This is a genomic window from Streptomyces sp. NPDC055955, from assembly GCF_042270245.1.
Classification (GTDB): domain Bacteria; phylum Actinomycetota; class Actinomycetes; order Streptomycetales; family Streptomycetaceae; genus Streptomyces.
In genome coordinates this window covers 1-12,094 of sequence record NZ_JBHJYS010000051.1, presented here as the reverse complement: position 1 = coordinate 12,094, position 12,094 = coordinate 1, and the positions used below count along the sequence as shown (strand labels likewise).

The following is a 12,094-nucleotide window of genomic DNA, read 5'->3' as shown; positions in this document are numbered from 1 at the left end:
CGCGAAGACCGCCGACACTGGGTGATCGCCCGCCGCAGCGTCAGCAGGCCCCAGGAGATCTCCTACTACATCGCCTTCTGCCCGGCAGACACCACCCTCGACGACCTGATCCGCGTCGCCGGCAGCCGCTGGGCCGTGGAGGAATGCTTCCAAACTGCCAAGCAGGAATGCGGCTTGGACGACTACCAGGTCCGCCGCTATCCCGGCTGGCACCGCCACATCACCCTCGCCATGGCCGCCCACGCCTGCCTCACAGTCCTGCGTGCCCGCGCACTCGATACCGGGAAAGCAGAAACGGATCCTCCCAGCTCATCCCTCTCACCCTCCCCGAAATCCGACGCCTGATCACCCGCCTCACCCACCGCCGCCCGGCCTCCATCGGCCACGTCCTGCACTGGTCACACTGGCGCCGCCGCAGACAACACCAGGCCCGCATCAGCCACTACAAACAACGCGGCCACACACCACCCGAAACTGCCCACCAGTCAGGGCAAAGACCGTTGCAGTATTAGAGTTCATCTCATTTGGCGTGTTCGATAGTCTGCGGCCGTGGACATCGTGGAGCGTCTGGTGCCGGATGAGCTGTGGGAGTTGTTCGCGCGTGTGGTGCCACCGGCCCCGACACGGCCTCAAGGTGGTGGCCGGCGGCGGTATGGGGATCGCGAAGTGCTGGCCGCGATTGTGTTCGTGGCCACGTCAGGGTGCACATGGAAGCAGTTACCGCCATCCTTCGGACCGTCGGGGCCGACCGCGCACCGCCGGTTCAGCGAATGGAGCAGAGCCCGGGTCTGGGCCAAACTGCACCGCCTCGTGCTGGACGAACTCGGCGCTCGCGGAGACCTGGACTGGTCGAGGTGTGCGATCGACTCGGTGAACATGCGGGCCTTGAAAGGGGGGACCTGACAGGTCCGAATCCTGTCGACCGAGGCAAGAAAGGCTCGAAGATCCACCTGATCACCGAACGGACTGGTCTGCCCATCTCCGTCGGCATATCGGGCGCCAACCTCCATGACAGCCAGGCCCTGCAGCCCCTGGTCCGCGGGATCCCGCCGATCCGCTCCCGCCGCGGCCCACGCCGACGCAAGCCTGCCAAGCTGCACGCCGATAAGGGTTACGACTACGACCAGCTGCGTCGATGGCTGCGCAAGCGCGGCATCACCCACCGCATCGCACGCAAGGGCATCGAATCTTCCACAAGACTGGGCCGCCACCGCTGGACGGTCGAGCGCACCATGGCCTGGCTCGCCGGCTGCCGCCGACTCCACCGCCGCTACGAGCGCAAGGCCGAACACCTCCTGGCCTTCACTGCTATCGCCTGCACCCTCATTTGCTACCGCCGACTCACCAAATGAGACAACGTCTTAGTGCACAGTCTCAGCACTCAGTGTTCGCTGCGACCAGAACGTTGCCTCGCAGCGGACAGCAAGGGGGACAACTCGCAGCATTCTCGGTCAATACAATGCCCTGCCGACCGGTCGGGTCCTGCTGTAATGAGTGGGGCAAAGAGGGTCGGAAAGGCAATCATGCGGGTGCTAGTGGTCGAGGACGAACGCGGGCTTGCTGCAGGCCTCGAGCATGGCCTCGCCGCCGAGGGCTTTGTCACCAACATTGCCTACGACGGTGTGGACGGGCTCTGGCGTGCTGTCAACGAGACGCACGACGTGATCGTGCTGGACATCATGCTGCCAGGACTGTCTGGGTATGAGGTCCTCAAGCGGCTGCGGGAGGCCGGCGTGTGGACGCCGGTACTGATGCTCACGGCCAAGGACGGGGAGTACGACGAGGCGGACGCCCTCGACCTAGGCGCCGACGACTACCTAGCGAAGCCGTTCTCCTATGTGGTGCTCGTCGCCCACCTGCGGGCCCTACTACGCCGGGGGGCACCGGCCAGGCCCGCGGTGCTCACAGCCGACGACCTGACCTTGGACCCTGCATCCCGCCGGTGTCACCGCGCGGGACGGGAGATCGATCTGACAGCTCGGGAGTTCGCACTGCTGGAATTCCTACTGCGCCACCGCGACGAGGCGGTAAGCAAGACCGACATCCTCACTCATGTGTGGGACGAGAACTACGACGGCGACGCCAACATCGTCGAGGTTTACATCGGCTATTTGCGGCGCAAGATCGACGTGCCCTTCGACCGCCAGTCGATCGACACCATCCGGGGCACCGGCTACCGACTGCGCGGCACGGGCCAGTGACACGATGGCCCGCACGTTCCTGGGCCTGGTGGGGCCGCCGATCACTGCGACTACGGCTCACCGCGGCGGCAGCATTCGTGACCACGGTGGCACTGGCGGGTGCCGCCGTGGTGCTGGTCGCCTGGCTGCGCACCAGCCTCATTAGCGGACTCGACCAGACCGCCTGGCAGCGGGCCCAAGCCGTCGCGGAGATCGTCAACTCCGGAAACCTCCATGCCAGACTCCCCTCCACCGGCGATCGTGACATCACCGCTCAAGTCGTCGACAGCAAAGGCACGGTACGGTCCAGCTCACCGAACCTCGAAGGTAATCGGAGAGTCTTCACCTTCGCCCCCACCGCGTCTCATGAACCGCATGCCCGCAGCGTGCAGCACCCTCCCCACAGTGAGAACGGAACATGGCGTGCTGTGGCCATCCGTGCCGGTACTCCAAGTACCCCGATGACCGTGTATGCCGCCGTGCTCACCGAGGACGTCGACAACAGCCTTGCCAAACTGACCAGGGGGCTGGCCATTGGCGTGCCGATGGCCGTTGCCACGCTCACCGGCGTCGCTTGGCTGCTCACAGGGCGCGCTTTGCGGCCCGTGGAGGTGCTGCGCGCCCAAACCGCAGAAATTTCCGTATCCGACCTCAGTCGCCGTCTCGATGTGTCCCCCTCGGCCGACGCGCTGGGCCGGCTCGCCACCACGCTCAACGATCTGCTCGCCCGCTTGGAGAGCTCAACGCAAAAGCAGCGCCAGTTCATCGCCGACGCGAGTCACGAGCTGCGCAGTCCCCTGAGTAGCCTGCACACGCAACTGGAGGTCGCCGCCCGGCACCCTGACTCTGCGGACTGGCGTCGCCTGGGCCCGGTACTTGTGGAGGACAGCGAACGGCTCTCCCGCCTCGTCGACGACCTGGTGCGCCTGGCCCGTCTCGACGCCCACCCTCGATTTCGCACACGGAACGTGGATTTGGACGAGATCGTCTTCGCCGAGGTCCAACGTGCCCGTCAGCGCACGCATCTCACCATCGATCAGCACACAGTCAGTGCCGCACGGGTGGACGGCGACGCTGACGCCCTCACCCGCGTGGTCCGGAACCTGCTGGACAACGCTATCCGGCACGCCACCCTAAGGATCGACGTGAGCCTGAGGGCCCTCGACGGCACCGCGCAGCTTGTCGTCTCCGACGACGGGCCCGGGATCCCCGTACCTGACCGACAGCGCGTCTTCGACCGCTTCACCCGCCTGGACGATGCGCGCGCCAGAGACACCGGCGGTAGCGGACTGGGACTGGCCATCGTCCGCGACATCATCACCGTCCACCACGGAACCGTCCACGTCGAGGACAACGCCCCCGGTGCCCGCCTCATCGTCCGCCTCCCCATCACACGGCACTGAATCGGCATCGTCTGAAGGAGCAGCATCAGCTGATGCCTCCTTTGAGACATCTACGATCTGGTCGGGATACGGGCCTTGGGCCAGGACCACCAGCCCGTTGGGCTGCTGAGGTTGCCCAGTGATCCTGTGGGTCGGAGCCGGCAGCATGTCGAGCGGGTGACGGCGGATGTGCCATGTCTGATAGGCGACCAGTGTGGCCAGCACGCCCACCAGCACCACCGAACCCCACAGCGTGCCCAGTCCGAGTCCCCCCTCGCTGACCGGCTTGGTGATCGAGTCACCAGCGGCCGCGCTCAGTGGGCGGGTCAGGATGAACGCCAGCCAGAACAACACCATCGTGTTGATGCTGGTCAAGTAGTGAGCGGCGAGCAAGAGCAGCATGACTCCGGCAATGGCGAAGAAGGCATTGCGGAATCCCAGGCCAGTCCCGTGGGACAGCCAGTCGCCGCTGGCGGTGCCTAGGGTGTTGGACACGAGAATCGCAGCCCAGTACAGGACCTCGCCCTTACGCGTGGCGATCCTCTCCACGTCATAGGTCTGCCCGGTACGCCACCACACCAGGAAGATGATGGCCAGGAGGCTGGTCAGGATGATGGCACCGGCCCCGTAGCCGATCCCGTTTCTGGTCACAGTCCCAGAATGGCCGACCCCGCGGTCCATGAGGTCCGAGATTGCGGTACCAACGATGCTGGTGGCGAAGATTACCGTCCAGAAAATTGCCGGATAGAAACGTTTGGCGCGCAACTGGACACCGACGATGATCACGAAGAAAGCAAAGAACACGATCACGCAGGCGACGTAACCAAATTTGAGTTGGATCGCAAATTCATCACTGCCGGTCTCTCCGAGAGTCACAGCGACAATCTTCAATGCCCAGAACAATGCTGTAACCAGCGGAAGCTTCCGCAGCACATACTTGGTCGAGTCGCCCACTTTGAGGGGCAGGGGTGTGGTGACAGCCATGATTTCACCTGTCTCCAAATATTCCGTTGCTGCACGCACGGATATGATCCGTCTCACACACCAAGGCGCACGGTCTGAGAACGCCGATGCCGCAGGGGCATGAAAAGCCAGACTGGCTAGTGTCCGACGATTCATCTGGACGTCCTCGACTGACGCGAAACAACTCTTCCATAGCCCCGCTGAGAGCTCGCTGAGCGCTCTGGGCAGCCGGGGCCGAGTCGCAGAATCACTGCCACCGCAGGACGGTAGCCGGAAGGGCCGTCGTTGATGTGAAGCGGTGATCGGCCTCGGGCGGGCAACAGACTGGCACTGGCGGTTCAAGCCGCCGGTGATCCGTCTTGCGAGCAACAGCTGGCCGAAGCCGTCGGGAGGCAAGACTGTGAGCATGGTCGTGCAGAGTTGCCGACAACGGGCCGACCCTTCTCACTCGGCTCTCACTGTCACCACGGCGTGGGCTTACCTCCGATCGTCAGCGTAGTGACGGCCGCCGCGCCCTTGAGCAGTACGCAGTACGTCTGGGTGGGGCCGCATCCCGAGACGCTGCCCCAAAGGGAGCCATGACCCGTCTGACATCCACCACAAGTGACTGTGACGAGTCCGACGACGCTCTGAGCGACCTGACGGACTCACTTCCAGAGAATGAGGAGGATCCGGCCAGGGAGGACCACGACGCAGCCACGTCCCTCTTCGAGACGCTGTGGGCCTACTTGGAGTAGGCATGGCGAAGAAGGCGGTGGTATCGAACACGGTGCAGTCGAGGAGGAAAGCACAGCTCGCGTATGAGTTCAGCGGACTACCGCCACGCACCGCCCGCCCGCATCGCCCGGCGCCTCCACCACTATCTCGACCCACAGGAGTGTGTCTCTCCGGTCGGCCGCCGCCTGCGCGCGGTGGACGGGCTTCGGCTGGTCGCCGCTTTGCTGGTGGTCACGTACCACTTCGTCGCCTCCGGCGCAGGGAGCACACGCGGTGCCTGGGAGATGCCCACCACCAAGGTGTTCCCGGCAGCGCACCACCTCGCGCAGTACGGCTACCTGGGCGTTGAGATCTTCTTCGCCGTCAGCGGGTTCGCGATCTGCTGGTCAGGGTGGGGGCGCAGCATCCGCCACTTCACTGCTTCTCGCATCTCGCGCCTGTATCCGGCGTACTGGCTGGGCGTACTGGTCACCACGGCCGTGCTCACCGTGTCCCCCACCGTCAACAAGCCGAAGTCGCACCAGGCTGTCCTGGTCAACCTGACCATGTTCGAAAGACCCCTGGGGGTTACCGAGGTCAGCGGCGTGTACTGGACACTGTGGTCGGAGATGCGGTTCTACCTGCTGTTCGCAGTGGTGCTCTTCTTCGGCGCGACGTACCGGCGGGTGCTGTTGTTCTGCGTGGCGTGGACGCTGGTGTCGATCCCGGCAGAGCTCTCTGGCTCCGCATTGTGGGACGCCGTCTTCGAGCCGTCCTACAGCCAGCCGTTCATCATGGGCGTCTGCCTGTATCTCATCCATCGCTTCGGTTCGCGTGCCGAGACTTGGGCAGTCTTCGGCTTCTCCTGGCTCGTCGAGGTTCACGAACTGGGCCGCCGCTCCGCTTGGACCTCCAATGCCCTGGGATGGCACGTGTCCTGGCTCGGCTCGGTTGCGGTCTTCACTGTGCTGCTGACGCTGCTCGTGCTCGCCGTCATCGGCCCGCTCGCCCGCCTCGACGTGCACTGGCTCAGCACGGCGGGCGCCATGACGTACCCGCTGTACGTGCTCCACGACGAGATCGGGTACACCGCAATCAGGGCCTTCCGCCACTACGTTCCGCGGTGGCCGCTGCTGATCGCGCTCCTGATCGTGTTGCTGGCACTGTCCCACGCAGTGGCCCGATGGGTGGAGAAGCCGGTCGGCACACGGCTGCGCCGCCTCCTGGAGACCTCCCGCCGGTGCTGACCGCTCATGCCCGCCACTGAACCAGGGTCCGGCGGCATTCGGCTGGGCGCGCCCCACGGACAACATGCCAGCAGCTCGTTGGGCATGCAGGTTCCGGCACCTGCACGTCACGCAATCGCCTTCCCACCGCGCTCTAGCTTGTTTCGCGTCCTCCTCTTACATCCCGAGGCAAGGCTGGGGCCAGTCCTGGCGAGTACCTGCGGACGTTGGCGTATGACGTCGCCCTCTCCGACCACGAGGCCTCGCATTCCCTCGACCCCCGGGGTCCGCATGAAGCTCATTTTTCAGCCGCGCCACGCCCTCGGCGCCAACGGCGCGATCAGCACCCGCATCAGCCTCGCCGCCCTCGCGGCGGTTTCATCGTGACGCGCGACAGCACAGCGCATGGCGCTGAGTTCCCCGCACGAAACCGCTCAGGCCGAGCATGCACGGCCACCGGGCACGTCAGTGTGGTCGTGATCGTTTACAACGACGCGGAGCACGTGCGCGACGCGGTGCGGTCGGCGCTCGCTCAGGGACAGTCGGTCGCCGAGGTCATCGTCGTTGACGACGCGTCGGTCGACGGGACACGGGAGGCGTTGCTCGTCTTCGCCGACGACGACCGGGTGCGAGTGCTGTCGAGGGAACGCAACAGCGGTGGCTGCGGAACGCCGCGCAACGACGGCCTGGATAGCGCGCGCTGCGAGTACGTGATGTTCCTCGACAGCGACGACACATTCCCACCCGGTGCCGTCGACGCGCTGCTGGCGGCCGCGGACGCTCATGACGCCGATGCCGTGGCGGGCCAGTGCTTGCGCCGTGAACTCCCCGACGGTCGGACCACGGGGTGGCAGCCCCAGCTCTTCGACCCGTCTGCCGGCGCTGAACTACCGGGGAAGGTAATGGAAGGGATCGGACAGCAGCCGGGGCTCCTGTGGGACACCCTGTCGGTGAACAAGCTCTACCGCCGGGATTTTCTCGCGCGGCACAACGTCAGGTTTCCGAGCGGTGCCTTTCACTACGAGGACTTCGTCTTCACCGCCCGGCTCTACGCTGCGCAGCCGCGGCTCGTGATCGTGGACACCCCGGTCTATGTCTGGCACGTCCGCAGGCAGGCGCCGAACCTGTCCATCTCCCTGCACCGCTCGGTGATCTCCAACTGGGAGCACCGAGTGGCTGCCCACCGGCAGGCCGTCGAGGTCTTGCGGACCGCCGGACACCCGGATCTGGTGGCCGCCGCGCAAGGCAAGTTCCTCGACTACGACGTGGCCATGTACACAAGAGAGCTGCCACTGCGTACCAAGGAGTTCCAGGAGAACTGGTGGAGGGTCACTAACGGATACCTCAGGACCTTCGGCGCAGCCGGCTACGCCGCCGCACGTGTGCCTTCCCAGTGGCTCGGCCGAGTTCTGGAGGCGCTACCCGAGCCCGCGGAGACCGGTCGCCTGGTGGAGCTTGCGGCCCAGCCGCCGCGCCTGGCGCCGCCGTACAGTACCGACGGCGCCACGCCGGTGTTCGGAACGGGGCCAGCGTCGGTTCCTCTGGAAGGACTCGACGAACTGGCGCCCCGCGACCTCCCCATAGCGATCGACGGGCGGGTGGCGACAGGTCGGGTCACCCGGCTCACTCTGCGGGTGCATGACCTGTACGGCAGGCTTGGCGCTCTCGCCCCGCAGACCATACGCGTCGTCTTTCAAGAACGATCCGGAGCACGTGCCGATCGCATTTCCGAGGTTCCGCTCGTCCCGGACGAGGAGGGCTGGACCGCGGAGACATGGCTGCCCACCAATGAACTGAACGGTCCGGCGGACCTCATGGCCTGGGGCATCACGGCCGAAGTGCGGTGTGCCGGAGGCGAGGCCGTGCAGGCCGAGGTGCGCGCGTCGGGGGCCGAGCAGGCATGCCGCCGGACCGTCCTACGTCTAGGACGCCCACTGTTCGTGCAGGCACATGTGACGCCGGGATCAGCCCTGAGGCTACGTGTGGTGGACAGTGTCCGCGGGTTGGGCCTCATCGCCGGGGGGCGAGCACGCAGGCTGATCCGACGGTTGCGGTAGTTCACGCGGCACGCGTCGCCGGCGCATGGCCACGGAGGACGACGCTCCCGCTGCGGCAGAGCCTGCCTCCCCATTGCCGTGGCGGCACTCCGACACCCTTACGCGGCCGTTTCCGCGCTGATCTGTCATGGCGCGCGTCACCGCACCTTCCGCCAACCCCCGTAGCACTCCGAAGACTTCGCAAGACAGGTGATATCCAATGGAAGCCATCCTCTTGGTCGGCGGGAAGGGGTCGCGCCTGTACCCGGTCACGGAACACACGCCGAAGCCGATGGTCCCGACAGCCGGGGTGCCCTTCCTTGCACACCAGCTCGGCCGGGCGCGGGCCGCGGGCGTCGGCCATGTGGTGCTCGCCACCTCCTATCTGGCCGAGGTCTTCGAGCCGTATTTTGGTGACGGCTCGGACTTCGGCCTTCGCATCACGTACGTGCACGAGACTGAACCGCTTGGCACCGGGGGCGCGATCCGCAACGCCGCCACGGCCCTGAGCTGCGGCCCCGACGAGCCAGTGCTGGTCTTCAACGGCGACATCCTCACCGGGCTCGACATCGCTGCTTTGGTGGAGCATCACCGCGCATCGCGCGCCGACGTCTCGCTCCACCTCACCCGGGTCGAGGACCCCAGTGCGTTCGGCTTGGTCCCGACCGACGCATCCGGGCGTGTGCTGGCCTTCACCGAGAAGCCCGATCGCCCCGAGGAGATCGTCACTGACCAGGTCAACGCCGGGTGTTACGTCTTCCGTCGCTCGGTCATCGCTACCATCCCGGTCGGCCGGCCGGTCTCGGTGGAGCGGGAGACCTTTCCCGGACTGCTCGCCTCCGGGGCGCTGCTGCACGGGGTGGTCGACCAGACGTACTGGCTCGACCTGGGCCGGCCTGCGGCGCTGATCCGGGCCTCCGCCGACCTGGTGCGCGGAGTTGTCCCCTCCCCGGTGCTGCCCGGCCGGGTGGGCGAGTACCTGATCCTGCCGGGGGCCCACGTTGACGACGGCGCCAAGCTCTTGGGCGGCACGGTGGTCGGCGAGAGTGCGCACGTAGGCGCCGAAGCGGTGGTCGACGGTTCGATCGTGCTCAACGGCGCACGGATCGAGGCGGGTGCGTACGTACGATCCAGCCTGGTCGGTTCGGGAGCCCGCATCGGTTCGCGCACCGTGCTGGAGAACGCCGTGATCGGAGACCAAGCCGAGATCGGCAGGGACAACGAACTGCTCGCCGGAGTGCGTGTGAGAGGCCGCACATCGATTCCGGACGGCACTATCCGCTTCTCCTAGAACTCCTGATCGCAGCGGCCCAACCGACCCGAGAGCGGAGAAGACACTGATGAGGTTGTTGGCGTGGCAAGAACCCGACGATGCGGCCGCAGCTTTGCCCCAGCCTCCCCCGCTCCCCTCGCCCTGTATGCCGGCATCCCCCTCACCGCGGTGATGCCGGCATACAACGAGGCCGAGAACTGCCGAAGCTGCCAGAGGCGCTGATGGCGGTGGAGCTGCCGAGGCTGCGGCCACTGGTGACGTGACCGGCACGATCCGCTGGTGGTCTTCTTCGCCCTCGACGCGGTGGTCTAGGTGGCGGGCAGCGTCACCGACCACTGGTCATGAAAGGACGAGTACCGCCCCGCAATCTGCGTCTCTGCATAGATCGCACTCACGGTGGAGCCGGCGCCGCGTACGGCTCGCGCCCCATTGCAGGGGGCTACCAGGACTACTTCTGCCGAACCAAAGCGTGGCGCACGGGCCCTGGCCTCCGGCAGGTCGCAACCAGCCTCAATGGCGAAGTCCTGCTCCGGGGCAACGACTGCTGAGACTTCGCACGACGCCCCGCATCGTGCGTTGCGGAGCTCGGGGGCGTTGCGTAGGGGCGCGGGGTGCCGCTGCGGCCCAACGGCGTAGACCCGCCCTACACCCGGTCCACGGCGGGAAGCGACACGTTGTCATCCTCCCGGGGCTGCTGCTGGTGTTACTGACTTCGGCTCGTCAGGGTGAACTTCGGCGAAGTCCCGGAAGAACCTTGAGCGGTGCCGGTATCCCGTGGTGTGTGAGGTATGCGGATGGGGGCGGCCTGACCGCTGCAGGACGTCAGCGCCGGGAGTCGCTGCGGATGCAGGCGGCCAAGCTGTTCGAGCAGAAGGTCAAGCCGCCGGAAGTGGCACGGCACCTGCGGGTGAGTCTGAAATCGGCCTATCAGTGGCACCAGTTGTGGCGGGACGGCGGTCATGAGGCTCTCGCCTCGCGTGGTCCGGGCGGATCACGTTGCCGTCTGTCACCGCGGTGTCTGAAGAAGCTGGTCATGTGCCTCGAGCTGGGGCCAGCCGCGCACGGCTGGGTGGAGGGGACCAGGTGTGGACCGCCGCTCGGGTGGCCACGCTGATCGGCAGGAAGTTCCACGCCTCCTACAGCGTCTCCGGTGCGACAAGGCTGATGCACCGGCTCGGCTTCAGTCCGCAGGTCCCCGCACGGCGGGTTGCCGAACGCGACGAACAGGCCGTGACCGTGTGGAAGGGGGCGACCTGGGCCGAGGTAAAAGAGCTCGGGCGGCCTGCGGAGGCTACATCTGCTTCGAGGACGAGGCAGGCTTCACCCGCCGGCCGCCCAGAGGCCGTACCTGGGGCCGACGTGGCCGCACCCCGGTCGTGACGGTAAGTGGGCGGCGTTCAGGACGGCTGTCGGTGGCCGGGCTGATTGCCATGCGCCCTGGCTCACGGACCCGGCTGTGCTACCGCCTGCGCCCACATCCCGCGGGCAAGGGCAAGCGCCGTAGCATGGGCGAGCGCGACTTCATCGCACTGATCGATGGCGTCCGCCAGCTCGTCAAGGCGCCGATCGTGCTGGTGTGGGACCGGCTGAACACCCATGTCTCCCACGCCATGGGCGAACTGATCGCCGAGCGTGAATGGCTGACGGTGTTCCTGTTGCCCGCGTACTCACCCGACCTCAACCCGGTCGAGTAGGTATGGGCACACGTCAAGCGCAGCTTGGCCAACCTCGCCGTCGTCGCCCTTGACCGGCTTGAAGCCCTTGTACGCAACCGGCTCAAGCGTCTTCAGTACCGGCCGGCCGCCCTCGACGGCTTCATAGCAGGCACCGGCCTGACCCTTGGCGATCCAACCTCACCCTGACACGCCGAAGTCGTCAGTACGACGGGGGCGGCGGCAGGGCCGCGCGGCGCTTGCTCCGGACTCCAATGACGATCGCCGCCACCAGACCGGCGACAGTCACTGCCGCTCCGGCTGCCGCCCAGCGCAAGTCGGGAGCGGAGGCGCTCGCGGAGTCCACGGCCTTACCGGTAACGGCGGACTCGGCAATTGTGCCGTGGGCCGCGTCGGTGTGGAAGCGGGAGTCGTTCGAGTCGGAGCGGTGGTCGCCCATCATGAACAGCCGGCCTTCGGGGACGACGAGGTCCAGCGGCGGGGAGAAGCTGTTCTGGGAACCGGGGTAGAGGTAAGGCTCCTTGAGGACCTTGCCGTCGACCGTCACCGTGCCGGTCCGGGACAGGACGATGTGCTCGCCGCCCCGGGCGATCACCCGTTTCAGGAGCGGGGCCTGGACGCCCCAGTCGTTTCCGTCGAACAGGGCGATGTCGCCGTCGCGCAGG

9 protein-coding genes and 3 pseudogenes are annotated in these 12,094 nt (G+C 66.4%); 10 read left to right on the top strand and 2 right to left on the bottom strand.

The annotated features are described in order from the left end of the window. The 4 genes and pseudogenes from ACFC96_RS45985 to ACFC96_RS45970 all read left to right on the top strand — a co-directional run. A pseudogene (locus ACFC96_RS45985) lies at nt 1-345 on the top strand (IS701 family transposase); the annotation flags it as partial. A gap of 213 nt (nt 346-558) precedes the next feature. Next, nucleotides 559-1,352 (top strand): IS5 family transposase gene (locus tag ACFC96_RS45980; protein ID WP_376618702.1). Its coding sequence is split into 2 segments (ribosomal slippage): nt 559-891 and nt 894-1,352, totalling 792 coding nucleotides; the frame shifts between segments, so codons are not numbered across the junction. Between the two features lie 171 nt (nt 1,353-1,523). Then, a complete protein-coding gene (locus tag ACFC96_RS45975; RefSeq protein WP_376618700.1) occupies nt 1,524-2,201 on the top strand; it encodes a response regulator transcription factor in 678 nt (225 codons plus the stop codon). A gap of 77 nt (nt 2,202-2,278) precedes the next feature. Continuing rightward, nucleotides 2,279-3,583, top strand: a complete 1,305-nt coding sequence (locus ACFC96_RS45970; RefSeq protein ID WP_376618698.1) for a sensor histidine kinase — start codon at nt 2,279-2,281, stop codon at nt 3,581-3,583. A 183-nt stretch (nt 3,584-3,766) separates the two neighbouring features. On the opposite strand, the pseudogene ACFC96_RS45965 reads toward ACFC96_RS45970, so the two are convergent. Further along, nucleotides 3,767-4,546, bottom strand: a pseudogene (locus ACFC96_RS45965) (hypothetical protein); the annotation flags it as partial. Between the two features lie 779 nt (nt 4,547-5,325). On the opposite strand from ACFC96_RS45965, the gene ACFC96_RS45960 reads away from it, so the two are divergent. The 6 genes and pseudogenes from ACFC96_RS45960 to ACFC96_RS45935 all read left to right on the top strand — a co-directional run bounded on the left by ACFC96_RS45960 (nt 5,326) and on the right by ACFC96_RS45935 (nt 11,618). Continuing rightward, the gene (locus tag ACFC96_RS45960) at nt 5,326-6,468 is read left to right on the top strand and encodes an acyltransferase family protein (protein ID WP_376618696.1); all 1,143 of its coding nucleotides are present in this window, start codon (nt 5,326-5,328) and stop codon (nt 6,466-6,468) included. A gap of 455 nt (nt 6,469-6,923) precedes the next feature. Next, nucleotides 6,924-8,504, top strand: coding sequence for a glycosyltransferase family 2 protein (locus tag ACFC96_RS45955; protein ID WP_376618694.1), 1,581 nt, complete (start codon nt 6,924-6,926; stop codon nt 8,502-8,504). 199 nt (nt 8,505-8,703) lie between these two features. Next, nucleotides 8,704-9,774 carry a sugar phosphate nucleotidyltransferase gene (locus tag ACFC96_RS45950; RefSeq protein ID WP_376618692.1) on the top strand — a complete coding sequence of 357 codons (1,071 nt, stop codon included), beginning with the start codon at nt 8,704-8,706 and terminating at the stop codon, nt 9,772-9,774. A gap of 826 nt (nt 9,775-10,600) precedes the next feature. Continuing rightward, nucleotides 10,601-10,870, top strand: coding sequence for a helix-turn-helix domain-containing protein (locus ACFC96_RS45945; protein WP_376618690.1), 270 nt, complete (start codon nt 10,601-10,603; stop codon nt 10,868-10,870). Further along, nucleotides 10,771-11,136, top strand: a complete 366-nt coding sequence (locus ACFC96_RS45940) for a winged helix-turn-helix domain-containing protein (RefSeq protein WP_376618688.1) — start codon at nt 10,771-10,773, stop codon at nt 11,134-11,136. The genes ACFC96_RS45945 and ACFC96_RS45940 overlap by 100 nt, the downstream gene beginning before the upstream one ends. Continuing rightward, nucleotides 11,052-11,618: pseudogene (locus ACFC96_RS45935) on the top strand (transposase). Before ACFC96_RS45940 ends, ACFC96_RS45935 begins: the two are co-directional and overlap by 85 nt. 13 nt (nt 11,619-11,631) lie before the next feature. Here the strand turns inward: ACFC96_RS45935 and lepB are convergent. After that, a partial coding sequence (gene lepB / locus ACFC96_RS45930) for a signal peptidase I (protein WP_376618686.1) occupies nt 11,632-12,094 on the bottom strand: 463 nt, incomplete at its 5' end.